The organism is Microbacterium sp. STRO-2N, assembly GCF_057747775.1.
The window spans coordinates 4,112,573-4,139,021 of record NZ_CM173223.1; the positions used below are offsets into that span (position 1 = coordinate 4,112,573).

Here is a 26,449-nt window from a genome sequence, read left to right on the forward strand (position 1 = left end):
CGCGCGCCGAACCCGGTGGCGGGATGGCTGCGCTGGCTCAGCTCTTGGCCCACGCGGACGTCGCGGCGACCGAGGCCGAGGAGCTCCTCGCGTCGGTGCGGGAGTCGCAGCAGTTCACGGCGCGCCTGCGCCGTCGCGCCGCAGAACTGGAGGCGCTGTTCTCCACGGCCCGCGAACTGGTGCGTCTGCAGGATGTGACCGACGTGCTGCGCCGCCTGGTGGAACGCGCTCACGAGCTGATGGGCACGGACGTCACCTACCTCTCGGAGGTCGACAACGAGCGCGGCGATCTGCGTGTGCGGTATTCCGCAGGCACCGTGACGCCCGAGTTCAGGGACCTGGTGGTTCCCGCCGGGTTCGGCCTCGCCAGCATGGTCGCGAGCACGCGTGAGTCGGCCTGGGTGAGGGAGTATGCGCGGATGGGGGAGGCGCCGCACGACCCCACGATCGACGCCGCCGTCGAGCGCGAGGGACTGGTGTCGTTCCTCGGTGTGCCGCTCGCCGTGGGGGACCAGGTGCTCGGCGCCCTGTTCGCGTGCAACCGGTTCGCGCACGACTTCACCCCCGACCAGGTGCTGCTTCTCTCGGCTTTCGCCGACCACGCCGCGAGCGTGCTGCACAGCGCTCGAGTGCTGGCCGAGAGCGCGGCGGCTCGTGCGCGTGCTGAGGACGCATATCGGGAGCTGGAGAATCATGTCGCCGCGACCCACGTCGCCAGCAGCGTCCATGAGGAGCTGACCGCTGCGGTGATGTCGGGCGGTACTGTCGTCGACCTCGTCGCGACCGTATCCGACCGGTTGGGGCGCCGGGTCTGGGCGCTCGACGAGACCGGGCGTCCGCTCGACGCCCCGAGCTCAGGCCTGCCGTCCCGGCGCGCGCTCGCCGATGCGATGCGGCAGAGTCAGGCGAGCGGGCACGCCGCCACGATCGTCGTGGATCGGCGGCGTTGGATCGTCGTGGCGATCCTCGGCGCGGACCGCGTGCTCGGAGCGATGGTCGCGGAGGAAGGCGATGCGCCAGCCGACGCCGTCGCACGGCCGACGCTCGAGCGCGCGGCGCACGTCGCCGCACTGGTGTCGTTCAAGCGCGATGCCGTGACCGCATTGCGCGTCCAGCGGCGCGCACGTCTCCTGCTCGGGCTTCTCGATGCGCCGGAAGGACGGCTGTCCGAGCTCTCGGCCGAGCTCGCGACGTCGATCACCGCGTGCGCGGTGATCGACGTGCGTGGCCGTGACCGGGCACTTCCCGTGGCGGCAGACGCGGTGGGAGACGATGGCTTGGTGGCGCAGCGCGAGCACCACCTGATCATCGCGTGGGCCGTGCCGGATCCCGCGGCAGCCACCGAGCGGGTCCGGCGCGCGCTCGCCGACCATCTGCGCGACTCGGATGTGACCGCGGTGGTCGGCCCGGACCTCGCCGGCGTTGCAGAGCTGCACAATGCCGTGGACCGCGCGGCAAGAGACCTTCGCTTCCTGGCCCCGCTGGGGATCACGGGCGCGACCGTCCGCTCGGACGCGTTCGCGCCGTACCACGTGCTGACCTCGGCGGAGCCTGAGACGGCTGCGCGGTACGTGGACGACCTGCTCGGTCGCGTGCGGGCGTGGGACGCCCGACGCGGCACCGCGCTCGTGGACACCCTCGCGACGTACTTCGACAGCGGTGAGAGCCGCCAGGGTGCGGCAGCGGCTCTGCGTGTCCACACGAACACGGTGCAGCAACGCTTGGAACGCATCTGGTCCCTGATCGACGGCGACTGGAACGACCCCGAGTTCCGCTTCCGCGTCCAGGCCGCGGTGCGTCTCGATCGATTGCGCCGCGCGCTCGTCGGCGGCGACGAGACGCGCTCATTCGGCTGACCACGGGCGAGAGTGGAGGAAGCCGCCACATTTCGCTGGGATACCGAGCTGGACACGGAGCAGGTCAGGCGCTTGTTCAGCACCCTCCGTGAATGGTCCACTCATGAGGTTCGTGAGGCCGCCACTGCTGTCCATGCCAACGTGCGGACGCTCTCATCCGCTGACGATCGCGGAGGCCGGTCTACCCCAGCGCGACTGCCGGTTCCGGTCGGTGCACGCCGCGCGGTCGGTACCCCAGTGCGTGCGAGGCGCCGAGGAGGTCGGCGAGGTACCAGACGATCGCGAGCCACATCTCGGTGCCCTGGAGCCCAGGTTCGGTCTCGTCGATCCCGTGCGTGACGGCGCTCGGCTCGCGGAACGACAAGCCCGCGCCCGGAACCCACATCGACAGCGCATCCGACAGCAGCCCCGCGGCCAGCGCGCGTACCTCGTCGCCCCGGTACCCGGTGCCGCGTGTCAGCCACAGTGGGTGGACGACATCGAGCACGTTGCACGCATCACGCACGCCAGGGGCGAACCAACGCGGGTCGCGGGCGTGGCGCAGGACGGTGTCGATCACGGGCTCGGGGTAGGGGAGCGGCAGCCCGAACTGGGCGAAGGTGCCGCGCGATGCACGGTAGAAGCCGTTCACGACCGGGAGCAGTCCGCGGTCGGCGGTCGGCGAACCCCACATGCCCGTCTGCGGATCGGCGTGCGTGAGCAGCCAGCCGAACAGCGACTCCTCCACACCCACGGGAATCGGATGCCCCGCCCGCCGTGTCCACAGCAGGGCGGTGCCGAAGCCGTCGATGTGGTGCCCGGCGTTCCACGCGTCGGTGGTCCAGGGCAGTGTGTCGCAGAACGCGACCACCCGTTCGGGCGTCGACGCTGTCGCCCAGGTGAGAGGAGCCTCGAACGCCGACCCGAGCAGATCCAGCGCGTACCCGGCACTCAGCACGTGATACGCGACATCCTCGTGCGCGAATCCGAGGCCCGTGACTTGGAGTCCATCCGTGCCGAGCGGCGCCACGGCGCCGGTGGCGGCATCCTGCCACTCGCGAAGACGGCGGATCTGCAGCTCTTCCGGCACCTGCGGCGGTGCGGTGCCGAGCAGCAGATCGGCGATCTCGATCGCGTCGCACTGCGCCCGCACCGTTGCCGCCGCGCCGGGGCGGTCGGCGAAGAGCCCCAGGTCATCGCGCCAAGCGCGTTGCAGGACGACGGATGCCTCGGCCCGCGCGCGATCGGCGAACTCGGCGAGGCGCGACGCAAGCCCGACGGCGGGGTCGGCAGGGGGCGGGGTGGTCGGCCGGTCAGCGGCCGCGCCGGCGCCGGAGCGCTGCGCCTCGGACTCCGCCGCCCCCTGCGCGCCCACGGAGCCGTGCGTTCTTGCGGCGTCCGCCGTGTCCTGCGCTCCGGCGGCCGTGAGCCGCTGTACCGCGACCTCCGCGGGGCGCCAGGCTGCGGCATCCGTCACGCCCCCGGCCGGCTCCGGCTGCCCAGGTGCTCCGTCGGCGCCGCGCGCGGCGGCGTCTGCCGCGGCCCGCGGTTCCACGCCGGTGTCTTCGGGGGCGACGCGCCAGCGGATGAACTTCGCCGGGTTGCCGCCGACGATCGCGCCGTCGGGGACGTCTTTGGTGACGACCGCGCTCGCCGCGAGCACCGCGTGCGATCCGACGCGGACGCCGTCGAGGATCACGACGTGCGAGCCGATCCACACGTCGTCGCCGATCACGATGCCCTCCGAGGTGAGGGGCTGGCGGAAGACCGGCTCACCGGGCTCCATCGAGTGGTTGAACCCGAGGATCGACGTGTGTGCGCCGATGCGCACGCCCTCGCCCATCGTCACCGTGCCGCGGATCACGGTGTACGGGTTGATGCTGCAGTCCGCCCCGGCGACGAGCTCGCCGGTCAGGTACGCGCCCGCGGCGACGTAGGTGCGGTCGCCGAGGCGCAGCACGTCGTTGTCGACCGATGCGAGCTCCGACACGAAGCACTCGGCGCCGAGCTCGTGACCGGGCCGGCCGGCGATGACCGAGCGCTGCCACGCGAGCTGGGCTTCGCGGGCGTCGGCGTCTGCCTCGCGCCAGAAGTCCCAGGGCGAGAACTCGTGGGCGGCGACGGAACGTGACATGGAGAGGGGCTGACGGGAATCGAACCCGCGCTGTCTGCTTGGGAAGCAGAAGTTCTGCCATTGAACTACAGCCCCGGAGCCCGGCGAACCGGGCTCGCAGGCACCTGTTACGGCGCCCGGCCAGCATAACAGCACCGCCCCGATAGGCTGGCCCCGTGCTGCTGAGTGACCGCGACATCCGGCTCGAGATCGACGCGGGGCGCATCGGCCTCGACCCGTGGGAACCCGCGATGGTGCAGCCCTCGAGCGTCGACGTCCGCCTCGATCGCTACTTCCGGCTGTTCGACAACCACAAGTACCCGTTCATCGATCCCGCCGAGGACCAGCCCGAGCTCACGCGCCTCATCGAGGTCGACCCGGGCGAGCCGTTCATCCTGCACCCCGGCGAGTTCGCACTGGGCTCGACGTTCGAGCAGGTCTCGCTGCCCGACGACGTCGCGGCCCGGCTCGAGGGCAAGTCGTCGCTCGGCCGCCTGGGCCTGCTCACGCACTCCACGGCGGGCTTCATCGATCCCGGGTTCTCGGGCCACGTGACGCTCGAGCTGTCGAACGTCGCGACGCTCCCGATCAAGCTGTGGCCCGGCATGAAGATCGGCCAGCTCTGCTTCTTCCGGCTGTCGTCTCCCACCGAGAACCCGTACGGCTCAGGTCCGTACGGCAACAGGTATCAGGGTCAGCGCGGGCCCACGGCATCCCGTTCGTTCCAGAACTTCCACCGCACCGACGTGGGGGCGACGGATGCCGGGAGCCGCGGCGCCTGACGACGTCGATGCACATCGAGTCCGTCGATGGTCTGCCGGTGCGCCTGCGCGCACCGCACGAACTCTCCTTCCTCGCCCGGTGGGGTCGCGTGTTCCGCGTCTTCGACGAACAGGACTCCGGAAATCTGTGCTTCGGCGTGGAAGGCGAGGGCGGTCGCGTCTTCGTCAAGTACGCCGGCGCGCCCACGCTTCGCTACGAAGGGTCGACGCGTGAGGCGATCGAGCGCTCGCGCGCGGCGGCGGACATCTACAGGGCGCTGCCGCATCCTCGCCTCGTCCGGCTCCGCGAGAGTGTCGACCTCGGGGCCGGGCACGCGATGGTGTTCGACTGGACGGAGGCCGTGCCGCTCGGCCGCCAGTTCGGGCGAGCTCAGGTGCTGGCGAAGTTCGACTCTGCGTCGCGGGCACGGGCGGTGCAGCAGATCTACGACTTCCACGCGTACGCCGCGGCCGGCGGCTGGGTCGCCGTCGACCTCTACGACGGCTCGATCTTGATCGACCAGGAGACCGGTGACGTCACGTTGTGCGACGTGGACGTCTACGCCCGCGCTCCGATGGTGAACACGATGGGACGGATGTGGGGGTCGCGGCGCTTCATGTCGCCCGAGGAGTTCCAGCTCGGCGCGCCGATCGATGACGTCACGAACGTCTTCGCCCTCGGCGCGCTGGCGCACACCCTGCTCGGCGATGACGAGACGAAATCCCGCGGAGCGTGGGTCGGCACGGATGAGCAGTTCGGCATCGCGGCACGGGCGCTGTCCCCCTCACGGTCGGATCGCTGGCGCGGTATCGCGTTGCTCGCGGAGGCTTGGCGGGCGGCCGCCGCCTCCTGACCGAGGGACGCCGCACCGCTCGCACGAGCCGTTCACGCTCGGACGCCGGAGCGTCGCCCTCTGCTCTCTCAGCGTTCACTCAGCGAGGCCACAGTGAGGCGCGGACGCGCCCTCCCCAATCTCGGCGCGCCCTCATCGAAGACGAGGAAGGACGCGACCCCAGATGCGGCCGAGCAGCAGGCGCCCCCACGACGAACGCAGCGGCGAACTCAGGAGCCGGACGGGAAGGGCCGGGATCGCGGCGGCGGCGGTCGCCGGGGCCCTGGTGCTGTCCGCGATGACCGCGCCCGCGGCATCCGCTGCCCCCGGCGACGGCAAGGAGCCCACGCCTCCGCCCGCCGCGCCGACCCTGACGCCCGCCGACGGCGCGTACCTCGAGGGCGAGGTGACCATCGCGTCCGACGCGACCACGGCCGGTGACCCGGTCGTGGACCTCACGATCGACGGGCAGCCGATCGGTGCAGCCCCGACGCCGGGCATCTCGCACCTGACCTTCGACATCGGCAGCAACTCGGCATCCGTCGGCTATCACAACTACGTCGTCGTCAACGGCCACCGCATCGACCAGGACCGCACGTGGGTGTCGGAGCGGGTCGCGCTGCCGGTGCCCAACGACTGGCTCGTCACCGGCGAGAACATCGTCGAGATCTTCGCGGGCACGTCCGAGACCGCGTGCGGCGTGAACTACGACGACTTCGCCATCAGCGACGTCGGGCTCGAACTGCTCGGCGAGATCGCAGACGGCGAGGAGAACCCGTTCACCTTCTCGTTCGGCGACGGGGACTGCGGCACGCAGACCGGCGACATCGTGCACGCCGAGCTCTCGTTCTTCGTGCTCGGCGACCCTCTCGCGTCGCAGGGGCTCGCGGCGGACGTCGACACGACGACGCTCGCGAACGGCTCGCATCAGATCGTCGCGACCACGGCTGCGGGCGGCAGCATCACGCACTCGGTGACCGTCAACAACGCCCCCATCGGCGCGCCGACGCTCACGCCGGAGGACGGCACGCTGGTCCGCGGCACGCAGACGGTCACGGCCGCGCAGTCCGCGACGGGCGCGGGCGGCGTCGCGTCGCTCCTGATCGACGGCGCCGAGCCCGTGGCTGCGGAGAACCTCGGCACCGGATCGTCGACGTTCAGCTTCGACGTCGGCTCGAACTCGATCGAGAACCGCTATCAGAACCACCTGCTCGTCAACGGCCACAAGGTCGACATCCTCGGCGACTGGGTCAACCAGCGCGTCGACGTCCCGGTGCCGAACCGCTACCTGATCGCCGGTGACAACGTCATCGAGGTCGTGGCGGGCGACATCAGCTCGAGCTGCGGCGCGAACCTCGACGACTTCGCCATCTCGAACCTCGCGCTGACGGTCAGCGCGGGCACGGCCGCCGGGGTGTCGATCGCGCCGAGCTACGCGATGGGCGACGGCAACTGCGGCTCGTCGAGCACGGCACTCCCGAAGGCCGAGACCCACTGGACCGTGGACGCGCCGTCGGTGGCCGTGCTGCCGACGCTCGGCGCGGGCGAGGCGACGCTGAGCTTCACCGTGGGCTCGAACTCGATCGACTCCGCGTTCACGAACCTGCTCTTCGTCAACGGCATCCGCTACGTGCTGGGCGGTGACTTCGTGAGCGAGCGCGCGAACGTCGTCATCCCGAACGAGTGGCTGCTGCCCGGCTGGAACACCGTCGAGTTCGTCACGGGCACGACGGAGGCCGGCTGCAACCGCGACGACTTCACCATCTCGGACGTCGCCCTCCAACCCGCTTCCGGCGCGGCGACGCCGCAGCGCGCGAAGACGTCCTACGCGCTCGGCGACGGCACGTGCGGCTCGAACATCAACCTGTTCCGCGAGGTCGATCTCCACTTCCTCGTGACGGATGCCACGGCCCAGGGTCTGCGCGCCGAGCTCGACACCACGTCCGTCGCAGACGGCTCGCACGTGCTGGCCGCGGCATCCACCACCGGCGAGGTGGCGACGCGGACGCTCCTGACCGACAACTCGGCACCGGCGGTGACCGCGAGCACGCCGGCCGTGGGCACGACGATCTCGTCGGCGGTCGCGCTCGACGTGCAGCTGGACGACCTGACCGGGCTCATGGGCACCCCGGAGCTCACCCTCGACGGGCAGCCGATCGCGCTCGGCGCACCGGTCGGTCCGGGCCTCGGCGCGGGGGAGCACACCATCGCCGTCACCGCCGCCGACGCGCTCGGCAACACGGCGACGCGCGAGATCGTGTTCACGTCGGCGGGCATCCCCGACGCCCCGATCGTGGTCGCTCCGGCGGGAGGGACCACGGATGTCGCGGGAACCGTGACGCTCGAGGCCACGGTCTCGGAGCCTGACGGCGGAGACGTGACGGCGGAGTTCCAGCAGGCGGAGATCCTCACGCCGAACCAGGGCTGGCAGGGTTCCGCCACCGAGGTGCCGACGACGCTGACCGTGGCAGGCGAGACCAACGTGGGCAGCACGAAGGCCCTTGCGCCCGCTGACGGCGCGACCCTGGATTCGCCGGCGAGCCGAGAGGTCGCCTTCCAGCGGTTCGACGTCCAGGTCAAGGGACACGTCGGCGACCCGGTGCTGCGCTGGGAGGGCGTCATCGACCCGACCCGCGTGGTGTCGCTGCGGGCCTGGAACCTCGAGACCTCGACGTGGGACGTGCTGGCGAGCTCGCGCGGCGCGCTCGAGGGCAACACGCAGCTCACGGCGATGGTCGACGACCGCTTCCTCGACGGTCAGCAGGTGCACGTCATGATCACGGGCGAAGACCCCTTCGCCGACGAACTCGATCCCGGCGCGGAGGGCTTCGCCGACCCGGCGTCGTACGACTTCTCGATCGCGCACTTCACCGACACGCAGTACCTGTCGGAAGGTGCCGTCGAGCAGGAGACGGCGGCCGAGCGGGCCATCTGGGAGAAGGCGTACGGCGACACCACGCGGTGGATCGCCGAGAACGCCGACGAGCGGAAGATCGAGTACGTCGCGCACACCGGCGACATCATCGAGAACAACATCCGCACACCTGCGACCGACGCCATGATGCAGCAGGTGATCGGCGAGTTCGAGGTGTCGTCGCGACAGCAGAAGATCCTGGACGACGCGGGTGTGCCCAGCCAGGTGATCGCGGGCAACCACGACAACCGGTCGGGCACCGAGAACGGCCCGGGTGCGATGTACAACCAGTACTTCGGCCCCGACCGCTACGCGACCGCCGACGACGAGTGGATCAACGCCGAGTACGGCGGTCCGTGGCGCGAGGGTGACAACCAGAACAACTACACGCTGTTCTCGGCGGGCGGCATCGACTTCGTGTCGGTGGGCCTCTCGTACGGTGTCACGCGCGAGGAAGCCGCCTGGGCCGACTCGATCTTCAAGCGGTACCCAGAGCGCAACGGCATCGTGCTGACGCACGACTATCTCGCGGCGAGCCCCCAGCGCGACGGCCGCAACTCGGGATACGCGGCGCCTGACGGATCGATGCTGTTCAAGACCGTCGTCGAGGGGAATCCGAACGTGTTCCTCATCCTCGCCGGCCACGTGCACGGCGTCGGCACGAACGTCAAGCCGGAGGTCGGCGAGGTCGCTCACGGCGTGGTCGAGATGCTCGCGGACTACCAGGCGTACACGGTCACCGCGGAGGAGCTCGGCCTCACCGAGATCGGCGGGTACGCCCCGACCGACCGCCTGCGGTTCGGCGCGAGCTACCTGCGCCTGCTGCAGTTCGACGTCGACCGCGGCGAGATGATCGTGGACACGTACTCGCCGTTCCTCGACGACTTCGGGGCCGGGGAGTACGACCCCGCGCTGCGGTACGACCCGCAGGCCGACAACATGGTCCTGCCGGTCGACCTCACGTCGCGCACGACGAGCTTCCGCACGGACTCGCTGGCGCTGTACAACCCGGTCGCCGTCATCGGCGAGTCGACGGTGCCCTCGGGCGGCGTCGCCTCGGTCGAGTGGCGGAAGCTCAAGCGCGGCACCGCGTACGCGTGGCTCGTCATCGCCCACTCCGAGGGCGGCGGACGGACCGCGTCGCTGCCGAGCGTCTTCGCGACCAGCGGCGCCAAGCCGGGCACGGTCACGCCCGAGCTCGAGCCGTACGCGACGCCGACGCCCACGCCGACGCCGACGCCCACGCGGAGCGCGCCCCAGCCGACGCCGCCGGCCGGCGAAACGCCGAGCACGCCGAGCGCGCCCGAGCCGACGGAGACGCCGTCGGGGCAGTGACCGCGACCGGCTGACCCGGAGCGCCGTTCCGGTCCCGTACGGGGCCGGGGCGGCGCTCGGTCGTTCAGGGCGTCGCGCCCGGGGCCGGGGCGGCGGCGTAGACCCGCACCTGCGAGCCGTCGAGCACGAACTGCAGGGCGGTGCCCGGTTCGAAACGTTCGAGCACCTCGGCCGGTGACTGCTCGGTGACGAGGATCGCCGCCGTCGCGGGGAACGTGCCCGCACTGCACCCGGCGCCCATCATCCCGTTCGAGGGGGCGAGAAGCACGTACAGGCAGTTGCTCAGTGTGCTGTCGGGTCCCATCTGCTGCGGGACGCGGACCGGCGTCAGCCCGAGGAAGTCCTCGAACATCGCGCCCCCCTCGGGAGGCGGATCGAAGAAGCCTTCGGGCCACGTGCGGTCGGCGTCCTCCGTGAGCACAGCGACCTGGCCCGCCCAGATCGTCTGCATCGACAGGGCGGCGCCGGCGCCGAGCAGGGCTGCCACGACGACCGAACCGGCCCAGAGCAGCGGCATCCGTCGGCGCCACCAGGGCGGAGCCGCTGCCTGGACGGGGATCGCGACGCCTTCACCCGCGTCCGAGCCCGCAGCGCTCGAGGCGTCCGGGGAGTCGGGCTCGGCATTCGCGGCCACCGCTTCGGGATCGGATGCCGTGTCCCCCGCGTCCAGTGACCGGTCGCCCGTCTGCGCGGAAGCGGCGTGACCGACGTCGTCCGGGATCGCGGGGCGGTCGACTCGTCGGGGCGCGCCCGCCGCGTCGTCGAACCGCCCGCGCCTCGCATCGATGTCGGGCGCGGCGGCGGCTGCGGGTCGCACGCGCTCGCCGTCCTCGAGTTCGCGCAGGCGCTGCATGGCCGCGGGGTCGTCGTGGATGTCGGCATCCGGCCCGTACGCGCGCTCGCGCAGTGCGCGCAGCTCGGCGCCCGGGTCATCGGCGATCGCAGACATCGAGGCCATCCTGCCTCATGCGGTGCCCGCCGGGCCGGGAGAGGGTCGTCGCGTGCGCCGAAATCGCCGGACCCGCGGATCAGTGCGCGGTGCGGACGCCGACGGAGTCGTGGACGATGACGGCGGCCGCACGAGCGCCCTGCCCCGCCGCGACGATGAGCTGCTGCGGACCGGGGGACGCGGCATCCCCTGCGGCGTAGACGCCGGGCACCGACGTGCGTCCGGAGCGATCGGTCACGAGGTTGCCGTACCGGTCGCGCTCGAGGTCGAGCCCGCCGATGAAGTCGAGAGCGGGATGCCACTGCGGCCGCACGAACCCGCCGTCGATCGCGATGCGCTCGCCGTCCGCGAGCCGCACGGCCGACACCGCGCCGCGCTCGCCCTCGAGGTCGTCGATGACGCGGCGCTCGACCACGATTCCGGATGCCGCGAGTTCCGCCTCCTCGACGGTGTCGACCGCGTCGGACCCGTTGGTGAACACCGTGAGCCGGTCGGTCCAGCGCGCGATCAGGCGTGCGCGGGCGGCGAGGTCGGGCGTCTCGCCGATGAGGGCGAGCGGCCGGTCCTGCAGCTCCCACGCGTCGCACGCGGCGCAGCTGAAGATCGTCATGCCGTAGTAGGCTCGCAGGCTCGGGATGTCGGGCAGCGTCTCGCGCAGCCCGGTCGCGATGAGCACCGACCTCGCCGCGACGGCGGGAGGGATGCCCGCACCGCGGCCCTGGAGTGCCACGACGAAGCGCATGCCGCCGACGGAATCCGCACCGAGGAGACCCGTCACGGCGGTGCGATCGAACACGCGGACGTTCGGGTAGGCGGTGAGCTCGGCCCGTGCGAGCTTGCGCAGCTCGAGCGGCGGGATCCCATCTCGCGTGAGGAAGCCGTGCGAACGAAGCGTCGCGGCGTTGCGCGGCCGCCCCGCGTCGACGACGACGATCGATTCCCTGGCGCGGCCGAGATTGAGCGCCGCAGAAAGCCCAGCGGGCCCGCCGCCGACGATCACGACGTCGACCGCGGTCGGCGCAGCCTCGGCCGAGGTCTCGATGTATGCCGGATCAGCCATGCTCGCCTCCCTGGGGCGGGAGCGCCGCGATAACCGGGTGGTCCTTCGCGATCACGCCGGTCTTCGCGGCGCCGCCGGGAGAGCCGATGTCGTCGAAGAACTCGACGTTCGCCTTGTAGTAGTCCTGCCACTCGTCGGGAAGGTCGTCTTCGTAGTAGATCGCCTCGACGGGGCACACCGGCTCGCACGCGCCGCAGTCGACGCACTCGTCCGGGTGGATGTACAGCGACCGCTCGCCCTCGTAGATGCAGTCCACCGGGCACTCGTCGATGCAGGCGCGGTCCTTCACATCGACGCACGGCAGGGCGATCACGTACGTCACCGGACGAGCGCTCCTGAACGTGCGATCCCGACCTGCTCGTCGCGCGGCACGACCTTGACACGCTCGCGCGTGTGCACATGGGTCGCCCCGAGCTCGCGCTCGTGCGCATCGAGCGCGAGCCAGCCGTCCCACGTCGTGTAGGCGACCTCGCGCTCGTCGAGCAGCTCGAGCACGTCGCCGTCGACGAGGGGCGCCGCAAGCGCTCCGGCCTCGACGTCGGCCACGAGGTGCGCGATGGTCTCCATCGCGTCGGACTTGGTGTGGCCGATGAGACCGACCGGTCCGCGCTTGATCCAGCCCGTGGCGTAGAGCCCGGCGATCACCGGCGCGTCGAGGTCGCCCGTGGTCGAGGCCTCCCGCACCCGCCCCTCGACGTTCGAGACGACGCCGGCCTTCGCGTCGAACGGCGCGCCCACGACGGGCGTGCCGTAGTAGCCGACCGCGCGGTAGACCTGCCGCACCGCGATCTCGCGGAACTCGCCCGTGCCGCGGACCGTGCCGTCGCCGACGGGCTCGGTGCGCTCGAAGCGCACACCCTCCACGGCATCGGTGCCGAGGACTTCGACCGGCGCGTGGTAGAAGTGCAGGTGCAGGCGGCGGCTCGCGCCGGTGGACTCGCGCGTGCGCCAGCTCTCGAGGATGCGGAGCATCACCTTCAGCTGATTGTTCGCCGGCGTCACGCCCTCCAGATAGGCGAAGTCCTCGTCGTGCACGACGATGTCGACGTTCGGCACCTCGCCGAGCTCGCGCAGCTCGATGGGCGTGAACTTGATGTCGCCCGGCCCACGTCGACCGAACACGTGCACGTCGGTGACCGCCGACGCCTCGAGCCCCGCGAGGACGTTGTCGGGGATCTCGGTCGGTCGCAGGTCGACGGCGTGCTTCGCGAGCACGCGCGCGACGTCGAGCGCGACGTTGCCGTTGCCGATGACCGCGACCTCGCGCTGGTCGAGCGGCCACTCGGCGGGCACGTCGGGGTGGCCGTCGTACCAGGCGACGAAGTCCGCGGCGCCGTACGAGCCGGGCAGATCGATGCCGGGGATGTCGAGGGCGGCGTCGCGGATGGCTCCGGTCGCGAGGATGACGGCGTCGTAGCGCTCCCGCAGCTCGTCGAGGGCGATGTCTCGCCCGATCTCGACGTTGCCGATGAACCGCGTCGTGCCCGCGTCGAGCATCTCGTGCAGCGAGTTCACGATGCCCTTGATTCGCGGGTGGTCGGGCGCGACGCCGTAGCGGATCAGCCCGTACGGCGCGGGCAGGGACTCGAAGAGGTCGATCGCCACCGAGCCACCGGCCTCCGCCACGGCGTTGGTGAGGATGTTGCCCGCGTAGATGCCGGCGGGGCCTGCGCCGACGATCGCGACGCGGAGGTTGTCAAGGTTCGACGAGGTCACTGGGCAGGGGCCTTTCGCAAGCGCTCGGAAGCGAGCGGGTCGTACTGGGAGAGATCGAGGGCGGCCCAGTCGGCGGGCGCGTACGGGCTGAGCCGCACGACATCGCCGACGACCACGACGGCGGGTGAACGGATGCCGCGGGCCGCGGCCTGGTGGGCGATCGTGGCGAGCGTGCCCACCGTGACACGCTGGCGCTCGCCGTATCCGTCCTCGACGACGGCCACCGGGCAGTCGGCTCCGCGCTCGCCTCGCGCCAGGGTGATCGCGGAGTGGGCGAGCGTGCCCACTCCCATGAGCAGCACGACGGTGTGGTCGCGTCCCCCGCCGAGGTCGCGGATCTGGTCGTGGCCCGTCGCGACCGTGAAGGCGGTGGCGACGCCGCGATGCGTGAGCGGGATCCCGGCGATCGCGGGCACCGAGATGGCGCTCGTGATGCCGGGCACGACCTCCACCGGGATGCCGGCATCCCGGCATGCCGCGAGTTCCTCGCCGCCACGTCCGAACACGTAGGGGTCGCCGCCCTTGAGCCGCACGACGCTGTTGCCTTCGCGTGCGAGCTGGACGAGGAGCGCGTTGATCGCGTCCTGCGGCACGGCGTGGTGCCCGGGCCGCTTGCCGACGTCGACGACCTCGGCGCGCAGCTCGACGCCGTCCGCCGCGAGCCCGTCGAGCACGGCGCGCGCGCCGAGCCGGTCGGCGACGATCACGTCGGCCGCCTCGAGCGCGCGCAGGCCTTTGACGGTGAGGAGTCCCGCGTCACCAGGCCCGGCCCCGACGAGCCATACCTTCCCCGTCGCGGAGGCGGTCATCGGGCGCCTCCCGTGACGAGGAGGCCGCGACGCTTCAGCATCCGTCGCTCCAGCGGGCCGAAGAAGACGAGCTCGATCAGGATGCCGATCGCCAGGATCAGGATGATCGTCGCCAGGACGCCCGCCATGTCGGCGAGCTCCCGTGACTGATCGAGCATCGAGCCGAGGCCGAAGCCGATCGAGCCGCCGGTCGCGATGATCTCGGCCGCCATGAGCGAGCGCCACGAGAACGCCCAGCCCTGCTTCAGACCGGCGAGATAGCCGGGCAGCGCGGCCGGCAGGATCACCGAGGTCGCGAGCTGCCAGCGTGTCGCGCCGAGCACCGTGCCGACGCGTCGCAGCTGCGGCGGCACCTGGTCGATGCCGGCGATGAGCCCGTTGACGATCGAGGGGATCGCACCCATGAGGATCACGAAGTACACGGTGGCGTCCGACAGGCCGAACCAGATGATCGCGGCGGGCACCCACGCGACCGAGGGCAGCACCTGCAGACCCGAGATGATCGGGCCGACGGCGCGGCGGATGGGGCGGACCTCGGCCAGCAGGAGCCCGATCGGCGTGCCGACGACGATGGCGATCAGGAAGCCGACGACGCCCCGCTCGAGGCTCGTGGTCACGGCCTCCTGCAGGCGCCCGGTGTCCCACGCCAGGCCCAGGGCATTCCACACGTCGAGAGGGCTCGGCACCTTGTCGGGCCGCGGCTGCGCGATGACGACATACAGCTGCCAGGCGACGATCAGCAGCAAGACGAAGACGATGGGGGGTACGACGCTCGCCGCGAAGCGGCGCCAGCGACCCGCCTCGCGATCCGTCGTGGTCTGGAGGCTGTCGAGTCCGGCTTCGAGCGAGCGCAGGTCGTCGGCGTGTGCGGATGCCGCGGCATCCGTCTTCGCAGCGGTCAGGCTCTCAGGCGGCATTGCGGCGGATCTCCTTCCGCAGCTGGTCGGTGATCTCGACCGAGAGCGCGGCGACCTCGGGCGACTCGATGCGGCGCCCCGTGGTCTTCGCGATGGTCCACTCCTGGACGATGCGGCCCGGGCGGCTTCCCATGAGCACGACGCGCTGGCCGAGGCGGGCGGCCTCGCGCACGTTGTGCGTGACGAACACGATGGTGCGACCGGTGGCCCGCCACACGCGCTCGAGCTCCTCGTGGAGCAGGTCGCGCGTGATGGCGTCGAGCGCGGCGAAGGGCTCGTCCATCAGCAGCACCGGGCGGTCCTGGGCGAGGGCGCGCGCGAGAGCGACACGTTGGCGCATGCCGCCCGAGAGCTCGTGCGGACGCTTCTCGGCGGCATCCGTCAGGTTCACCGCGTCGAGCAGGGCGAGCGCCTTGTCGCGGCGCTCGCCGCGGGGAAGGCCGCGCAGACGCAGCGCCAGCTCGACGTTGCGGCGCGCCGTGAGCCAGGGCATGAGCGCGGACTCCTGGAACATCACGGCCGACCCGGCGGCCGGCGTCTCGATGCGCCCCGACGTGGGCCGGTCGAGGCCCGCGATGAGGTTCAGGAGCGTCGACTTGCCGCAGCCCGACGCGCCGAGGAGGCACACGAACTCGCCGGGCGCGATGTCGAGCGTGACGTCGTCGAGCACGACGGGCCCGGTGCCGAACCGCTTCGACACGCTCTCGATGCGCACCGCCGGCGGGGGAGCGGGCGCGGGCGCGCGCACCGGCGCGAAGCCGTCGAAGCTCGGGCCGAGCGGAGTGGACGCCCCCGCGCCCGGCGTCGCCTGGGCGGCACCGGACGCGGGAGCGGGAGCGGAGCTCATGTCAGTCCTCACCGAGTCCTGCCGCCGACACGGTGTCGGCGCCGTCGGACTCGAGCAGCTCGTTCAGCAGACGCAGGTCGAACAGGCCCTCGATCGAGCCTTCTTTCTGCGTGCCCGCCGCGACGCCGTCCTCGACGAGCGCCTCGAACGTGTCGGCGTGCGGGTCGACCGAGAACGTGACGTGGTCGAGCGCCCGCGTGATGACCTCGTCGGCCAGGGGCTTGCCGGTCTCGGCCTCGATCGCGCCGTTGATCACGGCGGGGGCGTCGGCCGGGTTGTCGGCGATCCACTGCACGGCAGCGGCGTGACCCTCGAGTAGGTCGGCGACGACCTCGGGGTGCTGGTCGAGGAACTCCTTGCGCACCAGCAGCACGGTGGTCGGGAACTCGCCGTCCTCCCACAGGTCGGCCTCGTCGACCAGCACGTGCGCGCCGGCGTCGACGATGAGCCGCGACACCCACGGCTCCGGAAGCCACGCGCCGTCGAGCTCGCCCTCCTGGAACAGGGTCAGCGTCTGGGCGTTCTCGGTCGGCGTGATCTGCACGTCGCCGCCGCCCGAGGTGTCGGTCTCGTAGCCCTCGTCGGCGAGCCACGTGCGCAGCGCCACGTCCTGCGTGTTGCCGAGCTGCGGCGTCGCGAGTGTGGTGCCCTCGAGGTCGGCGGCGTCGTCGATGCCCTCGCGCACGACGAGTGCGGCGCCGCCGGTCGCGGCACCCGCGACGATGCGCGCGGACTCGCCGCCGGACTGGATGAACGTGTTGATGGACGGGTTCGGGCCGATGTAGGTCGCGTCGATCGCGCCCGCCGAGAGCGCCTCGATCGCGGCGGGACCGGCGTTGAACACCTGGGTCGTGACATCGACGTCACCGAGGGCGTCCTCGAAGAGACCCTCCTCGAGCCCGACCAGGGCCGGGGCGTGCGTGACGTTGGCGAAGTAACCGAGTCGCAGCTCACTCACCGGCTCGCCGGTCTGACCTGGATCAGCCGAGGCGGCGGCGCACCCCGACATCATGGCGGCGACGAGTCCCAGGGTTGTGATCGTCGTCGCGGTGCGGATGTTGTTCACGGTGTCGCCTCCTTAGGTGAGTGGTGCTGGTGGGTGGTGCAGTGCGCCGGACTCAGCGCACGATGCCGGCGGCGAGCGTCGCGCCGTCGGACGGATGGATCACGAGGAACGAACCCCCGTGGCGGCTCGTGCCGTACGGCTCGAGCGGCAGGTCGGCCGCCAGGCGCAGCCGCACGCGGCCGATGTCGTTGGTCGCGAGCGTCTGCGCGGGCAGGTGCGTCAGCTCGTCGAGGTCGTAGCGCGACTCGATCTGGGCGACGATGGCCTGCACCGTCGCGGTGCCGTGCTTGACGAGGACGCGGATGCCGGGGGTCAGCGTGCGAGCGTCGAGCTGGAACAGCTCGGCGTCGAACTCGCGTCGTGCCGGCGGAAGGGTGCCGGCGGCGGCCACGAGCGCGCCGCGCGCGGTGTCCACGTCGTCGGCGAGCTCGAGCGAGACCGACTGCGGAGCCGCAGCCTCGTCGACCTCGACACCGGCCGAGCGGATGCCGGTGACCGTGGTCGCGATGCCCGAGGGGAAGATCTCGACCCGGTCGCCCACGCGCACGGCGCCGCTCGAGATCCGGCCGGCCACGGCGCGGTAGTCCCGCAGGCGCTCGGCTTCGGACGGGTCGGCGGCGATCTCGGGCGCGAGGCCGCCCTGCGGGCGGAGCACGAGCTGCACCGGCAGGCGCAGCGGCTCGACCCCGGCGTCCCGCTCGTCGGCGCCGGGGAGCGTCTCGAGCAGCTCGAGCAGCGCCGGACCGTCGTACCACGGCGTCCGCTCGGAGCGGTCGACGATGTTGTCACCCTCGAGGGCCGAGACCGGCAGCACGTGCAGGTCCTCGATGCCGAGCTCGGCCGCGACCACCGCGGCGTCCCGTGCGACGCCCGCGAAGGCATCCGCCGAGAAGCCGACCAGGTCGATCTTGTTGACGGCGAGGATCACGTGCGGCACGCGGAGCAGGGCGACGACGGCGAGGTGACGCCGCGTCTGCTCGACGACGCCCTTGCGCGCGTCGACGAGCACGACCACGGCGTCGGCGGTCGTCGCGCCCGTGACCATGTTGCGCGTGTACTGCACGTGTCCTGGGCAGTCGGCGAGGATGAACGACCGGGAGCCGGTCGAGAAGTAGCGGTAGGCGACGTCGATCGTGATGCCCTGCTCGCGCTCGGCGCGCAGGCCGTCGGTCAGCAGCGCGAAGTCGAACTCGCCGTGCGCGAAGCCGCGGTCGGCCGAGGTGCGCGCGACCTGCTCGAGCTGGTCGGCGAGGATCGCCTTGGAGTCGTGCAGCAGGCGCCCGACGAGCGTCGACTTGCCGTCGTCCACCGAGCCCGCGGTGGCGAACCGGAACAGCGTGCCGACGTGGGTGAGGGTCGCGGACATCAGAAGTACCCGTCCTTCTTGCGGTCTTCCATCGCAGCCTCCGACAGCCGGTCGTCGGCGCGCGTCGCACCGCGTTCGGTGAGGGTCGACAGGGCGACCTCGGCGACGATGTCAGCGACGGATGCCGCGGCCGAGTCGACCGCGCCGGTGCAGCTCATGTCGCCCACCGTGCGGTACCGCACCGTGCGCACCTCGACGGGCTCGTCGTCGCGCGGCGGCGAGAACGGTCCGACCGGGCGCCACATGCCGTCTCGGCGGTACACCTCGCGCTCGTGCGCGAAGTACAGGGGCGGCAGCGCGATGCCTTCCCGCTCGATGTAGCGCCATACGTCGAGCTCGGTCCAGTTCGAGATCGGGAACGCGCGCACGTGCTGCCCGGGCGTGTGGCGGCCGTTGTACAGGCTCCACAGCTCGGGCCGCTGGTTGCGCGGATCCCACTGCCCGAACTCATCGCGCAGCGAGATGATGCGCTCCTTGGCGCGGGCCTTGTCCTCGTCGCGTCGCGCTCCGCCGAACACGGCGTCGTGCCGGCCCGCCGCGATCGCGTCGAGCAGCGGCACGGTCTGCAGCGGGTTGCGCGTGCCGTCCGCACGCTCGTGCAGGCGGCCGTCGTCGATGTAGTCCTGCACGCGGGCGACTTCGAGACGGATGCCGAGACGCTCGACGGTCTCGTCGCGGAACGCGAGCACCTCGGGGAAGTTGTGGCCGGTGTCGACGTGCAGCACCGGGAACGGCACCCTGCCGGGCGCGAACGCCTTGGTCGCGAGGTGCAGCACGACGACGGAGTCCTTGCCGCCCGAGAACAGCAGCACCGGCCGCTCGAACTCGGCGACGACCTCTCGGATCACGTGGATCGCCTCGGCCTCGAGCAGGTCGAGCGTCGACAGCCGCGTCTCGGCCTCGGCGGGTGCGGTGAGTGTCTCGGTCATACGTGGAGTCCGCATTCCGTCTTCGAGAGGCCGGCCCAGCGGCCGGACCGTGGGTCTTCACCGGGGGCGACCGGCTTCGTGCACGGCTCGCAGCCGATGGAGGGGTAGCCGTTCGAGACGAGGAGGTTGACGGGCACCTGGTGGGCGCCCGCGTAGTCGAGGAGGTCGTCGAACGTCCACGCGGCGACCGGGTTGACCTTCACCAGGCCGTTGCGCTCGTCCCATGTCACCAGCGGGGTGTTCGCGCGGGTCGGCGCCTCCTCGCGGCGGACGCCGGTGAACCACACCTCGTATCCGGCCAGCGCGTCCTTGAGCGGTGCGACCTTGCGGCGTGCGCAGCACAGCCCGGGGTCGCGCTCGAAGAGCTTCGCGCCGAACTCGGCGTCCTGCTCGGCGACGGTCTGCTCGGGCAGCACGTCGACGATCCGCACGTCGAGCACGCGGCCGACCTCGTCGCGCGTGAAGCGGGTCTCGGCGAAGTGGTACCCGGTGTCGAGGAACAGCACGTCGACGCCCGGCAGCTGCTCGGCGACGAGGTGGGGCAGCGCGGCGTCGGCCATCGAGCACGCGACGGCCGCGGCATCCGTCGAGAAGTTCCGCGCGACCCACGCGACCACGTCGGCGGGGGATGCCTCGTCCGCGGAGAGGCTGCGCAGCTCTCGCTCGCCCTGTTCGGCGAGCGTCTTGAGCTCTTCGCGCGAGCGCTTGGCGGCGATACGCGGCGCGAGCGACACGGTCACTGGAGACTCTCCTCGTCGGCGCGGTGGGCCCATTGGGCGAAGGTCTCGTCGGCTGCGACGTCGCGCTCGGCGAGGAACCGCCGCACCACGCGGTCGACGTAGTCGGCGATGCCGTCTGCGGCGACCTTCAGGCCGCGGACGGTGCGGCCGAGACCCGGCTCGTCGCGGTCCTGCGACGCGAGGCCGCCGCCGAGGTGCACCTGGTAGCCCGGCACCTGCTCGCCGTCGATCATGACGAGCTGGCCCTTGAGCCCGATGTCGGCGGTCTGGATGCGCGCGCACGAGTTGGGGCATCCGTTGACGTGCAGCGAGATCGGGTGCGGCAGGTCGAAGCCCTTCAGGCGCTCCTCGAGGTCCAGCACGGCCGCCGTCGCGTTCACCTTGGTCTCGACGATCGCGAGCTTGCAGAACTCGATGCCGGTGCACGCGATCGTGCCGCGGCGCAGCAGGCTCGGCCGAGCCTGGAGGCCGAGCGCGTCGAGGTCGGCGATGAGCGGCTCGACGTCGTCCTCGGGCACGTCGAGGATCACGAGCTTCTGGTGCGGCGTCGTGCGCAGACGCGTCGAGCCGTGCGCCTCGATGACGTCGGCGAGCTTCGAGAGCGTGGGGCCGGACACCCGCCCGACGATCGGGGTGACGCCGATGTAGAAGCGGCCGTCCTTCTGGCGGTGGACGCCGACGTGGTCGCCGTGCGTCTTGGGCTTGGCGGGCGCCGGCCCGTCGGGCAGCGCGTACCCGAGGTACTCGTCCTGCAGCACCTGGCGGAACTTCTCGGTGCCCCACTCGGCGAGGAGGAACTTCAGCCGCGCCTTGTTGCGCAGCCTCCGGTAGCCGTAGTCGCGGAAGATCTGCGTGACGCCGTGCCAGGCATCCGCCACCTGATCCGGCCGGACGAAGACTCCCAGGCGCTCGCCGAGACGCGGGGTCGTCGACAGCGCGCCGCCCACCCACAGGTCGTACCCGATGCCGAGTTCGGGGTGTTCGACCGCGACGAACGCGACGTCGTTGATCTCGTGCACGACGTCCTGGCTCGGATGCCCCGTGATGGCCGACTTGAACTTGCGCGGCAGGTTCGCGAGCGAGGGGTCGCCGATGAAGCGCTCGGTGATCTCGTCGATCTGAGGCGTCGGGTCGAGGAGCTCGTCGGCGGCGATGCCCGCGACGGGGGAGCCCAGGATGACGCGCGGCACGTCGCCGCACGCCTCGGTGGTCTGCAGTCCCACGGCCTCGAGCCGGCGCCAGATCTCGGGGACGTCCTCGACCCGGATCCAGTGCAGCTGGATGTTCTGGCGGTCGGTGATGTCGGCGGTGCCGCGGCCGAACTCGGTCGAGATCCCCGCGATCACGCGCAGCTGCGCGGTGGTCAGCTGGCCGCCGTCGATGCGGACGCGCAGCATGAAGTACTCGTCCTCGAGCTCTTCCGGGGTAAGAGTCGCGGTGCGGCCGCCGTCGATGCCGGGCTTGCGCTGCGTGTACAGGCCCCACACGCGGAAACGCCCGTGCAGATCCGTCGGGTCGATCGACGCGAACCCGCCCTTCGAGTACGTGTTCTCGATGCGCTCGCGCACGCTGAGGCCGTCGTCGACCTGCTTCCACTCCTCGTTGCCGTTGAGAGGCGTGGTGCCGTCGATCTTCCACTGGCCGTTGGGCTTGGATGACGGCCGGGGCGGGCGAACGGCAGCGCGCGGCCGCTCAGGCGTGCTGAGCGCTTCGGTGTCGCTGATGGTCACGGTGCCTCCGGGAAAGCCGGGCGTCGCCCGGGCGGACTCGGTCGAGCCCATCCGTGAGGCTAGAAGCGTGGGCGCCGTCGGCCTACCCGCGTGTCAAGCGGCGTTAACCGGCGTAATCGTGCGTCACACAGTTGCGCGGTGCGCGGGACGCGGCTCCGGCGCGGGGTGTGGCTCAGGACGGTGGCGAGCACGACACCGTTCGGTCATCCGTCGGACAGCGCTAGAACGTGTGCGACGCTCCGCGCGTTCATCCGAGCGCCCGAAGGTCTGACGTGGCGGCGGGGTCGCCGCCATGGGGATTGCGCCGTGCGGCGCGGAAAGAGAAGCGTGATGACGGACGTCGTCGCGATCGAGGGTCCGGGGTATGGGGGCCCACGCATCACCTTCACCGTGTTCCGGTCGATGGAGGACCCGATGCTGCGCTCTTGGGTGCGGTTCCGTTCGCCACTGGTGGGCGCATCCGTCGCCGACGAGCTGCAGGCGCTCGGCCGCGAGGACACGCCCCGCCGCGGACGCCCGGCCGACGTCGCCGAGCCCGGGTTCTGGCGACTGCTGGCGTCGAACAACCGCGAGGTGGGGCGCAGCTACCTGCTCTATCGCGGCTTCGACCACGCCCGCTCCCATGTGCAGCAGGTGCAGGCCGAGCCGGACGCGCTCGCGGTGGCGTTCGTCTCGGGTCCGCGCAACGGTGCCCGCGGGTGGGTCGTGACGTTCCACGGCACGCCTGTCATGACGTGCGCGCGATGGTACGACTCGACCTCCGCGCGCGCCTCGGCTGCCGCGGGCGCGCTGGCGGCGCTGCCCACGGCGCACGTCGCCGAGGTGCCCGACCGCAGCGGTCCCTCCGGACGTTTCCTGCGGCGCACCGAGCAGGGCGCCGGCATCGCCTGAGCCTCCGCGCTAGGCGGCGGGCTGGACGTCGAGGAGGTCGGCGACGAAGACGACCGTCTCGCCGGTGAGGTCCTCGTCGTTGATCTCGCCTTCGCCGTACGCGAACCGCGGCGGGATGACGACGAGCACCTGCGAGCCGATGGTCTGGCCCTCGAGCGCCTGCTGATAGCCGGGCACCGCGTCCGTCGTCACGAGCGTCACCGGTGCTCCGGCGGCCCAGCTCGAGTCGAAGACCGATCCGTCCGACCAGCGCACTCCCGTGTGATGCAGCATGACGGTGTCGCCGGCCTCGATGACGTCGCCGTCGCCCTTCTTCAGCACCGCGACCTCGGTCTCGGTGGGTGGCTCCGCGTCGGGAATCGTCACGGTCGGAGCCCCGTTCTCGGAGAGATCGACCGCCGGCATCCCGTCGACGGGATCCTGTTCGGCTCCCGAAGCCCGCGCGGCGCTCGCTCCCAGCACGTCGAGCACCCACACGCTCGCGGCTTCCTGGTCGGTCGCGGGCACGGCGACGACCAGGCGCGAGCCGACCGTGGCACAGCCCAGGAAGGGGGCGATGGCGGCCGCGGGGATCGGCAGTCCCGCTTCGCCGTCGTACCCCTGCGCGCGTACGAGCGCGCCGGTGCCGGCGTCGAACACCGTCGCCGCGTAGTCGACGAGGCTCGCGCCGTCGACCGGTTCCCCGTCGCCCTCGACGACGACGGTGCGCTCGGTGGCTGCGATGGCGAGCGGACCCGCGAAGGTGACGGATGCCGGAGTCCCCACCTCGCCCGCGACCACGATGCCGTCCGACACCGTGCCGGAGGGTGCGGCCATCGCGCACAGGTCGACCGGGAGCGCCGTCTCGGCCTCGCTCGGACCGTCGGTCGTCGCGGTGCAGCCGGCGAGGAGCGCCGCCGTGACGACGGCGACTGCAAGGCTGGCGAGGGCTCGGGAACGCACGCGGGACCTCCGGGCGGGGTCATGGGGTGGGAGGGCGAGGACGGGTGGACGCACGTCGCTCATCCGATCGAGTACAAGACGGCGCCGCTCCCGTCGAGCACGACGGCGTCGATCGGTCCCGGCACGTGCACGTCGTACGCGAACCGGGTCCACACGCGGTCGGTCACCCGCGTCACGCCGAGCACCCCGTCCTCCGCGCTCAGGGCGACGGGCCAGCCACCGCCCTCGTACGCGGCGGCCAGCGGCCCACCCGCCGTCAGGCCGGTGGAGTGTGCCTCCCACGCGACGTCACCGCGGGTGATCCGGAACACCTCGCCGTCGATCGCGGTCATGGCCTCGGGGGCCGATCCGTCGAGGTACACCGCGTCGGTGTGCGCTCCTCCCTCGAGCCGCGTGTCGGTGATGTTCCAGAGCCCGCCCTCGGCCGGCGAGAGGTGGTAGAGGTAGCCGGCCTGCTGCAGCATCGCGTGCAGCCCGCTCCCCTGCACGGCGACGGCGCTCACCGTGCCCGAGAACTCATGCCCGGTCCAGGTCTTGGTCCATCCGGCGCCGTCGTGGACGATGTGGAACAGCTTGCCCGCCTCCACCGCGAAGAGCTCCGGGTATGCGCCCCCGGTGTCGGCGCCCGAGACGCTCGTCGCCTCGAGCGCGAGCCCGGTGGGGGTCTTCGTCCAGGCGCCGTCGACGACGGCGATCCGGCTCAGCATGCCGTGCTCGCTCACCATGACGGTGGCCGTCTCGCCGCCCATGTCGATCGCGGTGAAGACATCGGATCCGACGGTGACTCCCGTCGAGATGGACGCGTATCCGTCGTCGCCCGTCTGCCGGATCTCGTACAGCGTGCGGGTATCGGCCGCCGTGACAGCCGCCGCATCTGCCGAGGCTGCGGGATCGGCGATGCTCGCGCCGCTCAGGAACGCGATGGGGTCGATGTGCTGCCCGTCCTTCGTCACCTCGAAATGCAGATGGCGGTCGAGCCGGTCGAGGTCGCCGCGCTGGCTGCCGCCCATGTAGCCGATGAGCTGACCCGCCTCGACGTGATCGCCGAGCTGGACGAGCGGCGCCGACGCGAAGTGCGCGTACCTCGTTGCGAAGCCGTCGGCGTGCTCGATCCGCACCTGATTGCCGTAACCGTGACGATCGCGCGTGCTCGTGCCCCACGTGCCGTCGACGACGGTGCCGGCCGCCACCGCGAAGATCGGCTGATCGACGCCTCCCTGCGCGTCGATCCCCATGTGGAGGCGGGCTACGTGGCCGTGTTCGTCCGTCCGGGCATCGAGGAAGCGGGTGCCGGGCAGGTGGTTGTAGATCCAGGGGTTCGTCGGATAGGCGCGCCCGAACGCGGCGGGCGCGGGTGTGAGCACGAGCGGGGGGAACGGCGGGGGCGGCGCGAGCGGCCCGGCCCCGGGCGCGGGGGCCGGGGGGAACGGCGTCCATGGTCCCGGCGCGGGTGCGGGCTGCGTCGGCGTCGGCTGCGGCGGGACGGATGCCGAAGGCTCGGGCGTCGGCTTGGACGGCGCGTGGCCGCTCGGCGTGGGGTCGGGCGTGGGTTCGGCGGGATCGACGGGAGAAGTCGGGGTCGGTGCCGGCTCCGACGGAGTCGGGTCGCCCGGCTCCGCGTCGTCAGGCGTCGTGGTCGCGCTCACGGCGTGCGTGTACGCTGTCGCGGCGGAGGGGACCCCCGCACCGATCACGCCGGCCGAGACGCACATCGTGCAGACGAGGAGCAGGGCGCGCCGCGCGGCCCATCGACGCCGGGGAACCAACACGACGTCACCCTTCAAGCCCAAGGTGACGTTCAGGTGACGGGTGTGCACTGTAGGGATGTATCGGGGAGCACATGTCTGAACGCGACGGGACGCGCGCCGGCACGGCCGCCACTCGCGGCGCCTCAGCCACCTGGGTGGTGATCGCCGTCGTCGCCGCGTTCGCGGTGCTGGCCGGCTGGATCGTCGTGGGCGCCCTGCAGGCCCCCGACCCCGAGGGCTACCTCGTCGCGCCGCCCGCGACTGCGGCTCCCGCCGTCGCGGACCCCGATCCGGGAGATTCGGCGGCATCCGCACCGCTCGCCTCCGGCAACGCCGACCGGGTCGACGCCGAGTGGGCCGCGCGTACGGCGGCGTCGACCGGCATCCCGCTGCGGGTGCTGCGCGGGTACGCCGGAGCCGAGCTGGCGATGACCGCCGAGGCGCCGGCCTGCGGCATCCGCTGGAGCACGCTCGCGGCGCTCGGTCGCATCGAGTCCGGGCACGGCACCCACGCCGGCTCGGCGATCGGCGACGACGGCGTGACCCGCCCCGGGATCTTCGGCATCGACCTCACCGGCGAGTCGAGCGCCCGCATCGAAGACACCGACGGCGGCGCGTGGGACGGCAAGGCGGACATCGATCGCGCGGTCGGTCCGCTGCAGTTCATCCCCGCGACGTGGGAGGCGTGGGGAGCCGACGGCAACCGCGACGGCGTGAACGACCCGCAGCACATCGACGACGCCGCGCTCGCCGCGGCTCGGTACCTGTGCCACCACGGCGACCTCTCGCAGCCGGCCACGTGGCGCACGGCGATCTTCGCCTACAACCACCTCGAGTCGTACGTGAACGCGGTGGCGCAGGCGGCGAACGACTACGCGGCCCGCGCGCCGCGGACCTGACCTCCGCTGCCGCGGCCTCGGCCATGTGCCGGTAACCCGCCCGACAGAT

The 26,449-nt window shown here is 71.8% G+C and carries 20 protein-coding genes, 1 tRNA gene and 1 pseudogene; 6 read left to right on the forward strand and 16 right to left on the reverse strand.

Translation table 11 applies throughout. The features are described from left to right. Nucleotides 1-23: 23 nt before the first annotated feature. The gene (locus AC3ANN_RS18910; RefSeq protein ID WP_488338912.1) at nucleotides 24-1,856 is read left to right on the forward strand and encodes a helix-turn-helix domain-containing protein; all 1,833 of its coding nucleotides are present in this window, start codon (nucleotides 24-26) and stop codon (nucleotides 1,854-1,856) included. Nucleotides 1,857-3,411: 1,555 nt separating this feature from the next. Here AC3ANN_RS18910 and AC3ANN_RS18915 read toward each other — a convergent pair. Both AC3ANN_RS18915 and AC3ANN_RS18920 read right to left on the reverse strand, forming a co-directional pair. Further along, a pseudogene (locus AC3ANN_RS18915) lies at nucleotides 3,412-3,573 on the reverse strand (DapH/DapD/GlmU-related protein); the annotation flags it as partial. Between the two features lie 400 nt (nucleotides 3,574-3,973). Beyond that, nucleotides 3,974-4,044 (reverse strand) — tRNA-Gly (locus AC3ANN_RS18920). An 80-nt stretch (nucleotides 4,045-4,124) separates the two neighbouring features. On the opposite strand from AC3ANN_RS18920, the gene dcd reads away from it, so the two are divergent. The 3 genes from dcd to AC3ANN_RS18935 all read left to right on the forward strand — a co-directional run bounded on the left by dcd (nucleotide 4,125) and on the right by AC3ANN_RS18935 (nucleotide 9,791). Further along, the gene (gene dcd, locus AC3ANN_RS18925; RefSeq protein WP_488338913.1) at nucleotides 4,125-4,730 is read left to right on the forward strand and encodes a dCTP deaminase; all 606 of its coding nucleotides are present in this window, start codon (nucleotides 4,125-4,127) and stop codon (nucleotides 4,728-4,730) included. An 8-nt stretch (nucleotides 4,731-4,738) separates the two neighbouring features. After that, nucleotides 4,739-5,563, forward strand: coding sequence for a protein kinase family protein (locus tag AC3ANN_RS18930; protein WP_488338914.1), 825 nt, complete (start codon nucleotides 4,739-4,741; stop codon nucleotides 5,561-5,563). Between the two features lie 277 nt (nucleotides 5,564-5,840). After that, nucleotides 5,841-9,791 carry a metallophosphoesterase gene (locus tag AC3ANN_RS18935; RefSeq protein WP_488338915.1) on the forward strand — a complete coding sequence of 1,317 codons (3,951 nt, stop codon included), beginning with the start codon at nucleotides 5,841-5,843 and terminating at the stop codon, nucleotides 9,789-9,791. 64 nt (nucleotides 9,792-9,855) lie between these two features. Here AC3ANN_RS18935 and AC3ANN_RS18940 read toward each other — a convergent pair whose 3' ends face one another. From AC3ANN_RS18940 to AC3ANN_RS18995, 12 genes are all read right to left on the reverse strand, one after another. Next, complete coding sequence (locus tag AC3ANN_RS18940) at nucleotides 9,856-10,740, reverse strand: hypothetical protein (protein ID WP_488338916.1); 885 nt, start codon at nucleotides 10,738-10,740, stop codon at nucleotides 9,856-9,858. 79 nt (nucleotides 10,741-10,819) lie between these two features. Beyond that, nucleotides 10,820-11,800 carry an NAD(P)/FAD-dependent oxidoreductase gene (locus AC3ANN_RS18945; RefSeq protein WP_488338917.1) on the reverse strand — a complete coding sequence of 327 codons (981 nt, stop codon included), beginning with the start codon at nucleotides 11,798-11,800 and terminating at the stop codon, nucleotides 10,820-10,822. After that, nucleotides 11,793-12,122 carry a ferredoxin gene (gene fdxA, locus AC3ANN_RS18950; RefSeq protein ID WP_488338918.1) on the reverse strand — a complete coding sequence of 110 codons (330 nt, stop codon included), beginning with the start codon at nucleotides 12,120-12,122 and terminating at the stop codon, nucleotides 11,793-11,795. The genes AC3ANN_RS18945 and fdxA overlap by 8 nt, the downstream gene beginning before the upstream one ends. Continuing rightward, nucleotides 12,119-13,516: an FAD-dependent oxidoreductase gene (locus AC3ANN_RS18955; RefSeq protein WP_488338919.1), complete on the reverse strand. Its 1,398-nt coding sequence runs from the start codon at nucleotides 13,514-13,516 to the stop codon at nucleotides 12,119-12,121. Before AC3ANN_RS18955 ends, fdxA begins: the two co-directional genes overlap by 4 nt. Then, entirely contained in the window at nucleotides 13,513-14,325 is an 813-nt protein-coding gene (gene cobA / locus AC3ANN_RS18960; protein WP_488338920.1) for a uroporphyrinogen-III C-methyltransferase, read from the reverse strand. The genes AC3ANN_RS18955 and cobA overlap by 4 nt, the downstream gene beginning before the upstream one ends. Next, on the reverse strand, nucleotides 14,322-15,242 hold the full coding sequence (locus AC3ANN_RS18965) for an ABC transporter permease (protein WP_488338921.1): 921 nt from the start codon (nucleotides 15,240-15,242) through the stop codon (nucleotides 14,322-14,324). The genes cobA and AC3ANN_RS18965 overlap by 4 nt, the downstream gene beginning before the upstream one ends. Beyond that, nucleotides 15,232-16,089 carry an ABC transporter ATP-binding protein gene (locus tag AC3ANN_RS18970; RefSeq protein ID WP_488338922.1) on the reverse strand — a complete coding sequence of 286 codons (858 nt, stop codon included), beginning with the start codon at nucleotides 16,087-16,089 and terminating at the stop codon, nucleotides 15,232-15,234. Before AC3ANN_RS18970 ends, AC3ANN_RS18965 begins: the two co-directional genes overlap by 11 nt. A gap of 1 nt (nucleotide 16,090) precedes the next feature. Further along, the gene (locus AC3ANN_RS18975; protein WP_488338923.1) at nucleotides 16,091-17,155 is read right to left on the reverse strand and encodes an ABC transporter substrate-binding protein; all 1,065 of its coding nucleotides are present in this window, start codon (nucleotides 17,153-17,155) and stop codon (nucleotides 16,091-16,093) included. 52 nt (nucleotides 17,156-17,207) lie between these two features. Further along, nucleotides 17,208-18,521 (reverse strand): sulfate adenylyltransferase subunit 1, encoded by a 1,314-nt coding sequence (locus AC3ANN_RS18980; RefSeq protein WP_488338924.1) that lies wholly within the window; start codon nucleotides 18,519-18,521, stop codon nucleotides 17,208-17,210. After that, nucleotides 18,521-19,450 (reverse strand): sulfate adenylyltransferase subunit CysD, encoded by a 930-nt coding sequence (cysD, locus tag AC3ANN_RS18985; protein ID WP_488338925.1) that lies wholly within the window; start codon nucleotides 19,448-19,450, stop codon nucleotides 18,521-18,523. Before cysD ends, AC3ANN_RS18980 begins: the two co-directional genes overlap by 1 nt. After that, nucleotides 19,447-20,190, reverse strand: a complete 744-nt coding sequence (locus tag AC3ANN_RS18990) for a phosphoadenylyl-sulfate reductase (protein ID WP_488338926.1) — start codon at nucleotides 20,188-20,190, stop codon at nucleotides 19,447-19,449. Before AC3ANN_RS18990 ends, cysD begins: the two co-directional genes overlap by 4 nt. Continuing rightward, nucleotides 20,187-21,971: a nitrite/sulfite reductase gene (locus AC3ANN_RS18995; RefSeq protein WP_488338927.1), complete on the reverse strand. Its 1,785-nt coding sequence runs from the start codon at nucleotides 21,969-21,971 to the stop codon at nucleotides 20,187-20,189. Before AC3ANN_RS18995 ends, AC3ANN_RS18990 begins: the two co-directional genes overlap by 4 nt. Before the next feature lie 279 nt (nucleotides 21,972-22,250). On the opposite strand from AC3ANN_RS18995, the gene AC3ANN_RS19000 reads away from it, so the two are divergent. Next, on the forward strand, nucleotides 22,251-22,811 hold the full coding sequence (locus tag AC3ANN_RS19000; RefSeq protein ID WP_488338928.1) for a hypothetical protein: 561 nt from the start codon (nucleotides 22,251-22,253) through the stop codon (nucleotides 22,809-22,811). Between the two features lie 9 nt (nucleotides 22,812-22,820). Here the strand turns inward: AC3ANN_RS19000 and AC3ANN_RS19005 are convergent, their stop codons facing one another. Then, a complete protein-coding gene (locus AC3ANN_RS19005) occupies nucleotides 22,821-23,753 on the reverse strand; it encodes an FKBP-type peptidyl-prolyl cis-trans isomerase (protein ID WP_488338929.1) in 933 nt (310 codons plus the stop codon). Nucleotides 23,754-23,812: 59 nt separating this feature from the next. Beyond that, nucleotides 23,813-25,522 carry a M23 family metallopeptidase gene (locus AC3ANN_RS19010; RefSeq protein WP_488338930.1) on the reverse strand — a complete coding sequence of 570 codons (1,710 nt, stop codon included), beginning with the start codon at nucleotides 25,520-25,522 and terminating at the stop codon, nucleotides 23,813-23,815. A 71-nt stretch (nucleotides 25,523-25,593) separates the two neighbouring features. Between AC3ANN_RS19010 and AC3ANN_RS19015 the strand changes: the two genes are divergently transcribed. Next, nucleotides 25,594-26,400 carry a lytic transglycosylase domain-containing protein gene (locus tag AC3ANN_RS19015; RefSeq protein WP_488338931.1) on the forward strand — a complete coding sequence of 269 codons (807 nt, stop codon included), beginning with the start codon at nucleotides 25,594-25,596 and terminating at the stop codon, nucleotides 26,398-26,400. The last annotated feature ends 49 nt before the right edge of the window (nucleotides 26,401-26,449 follow it).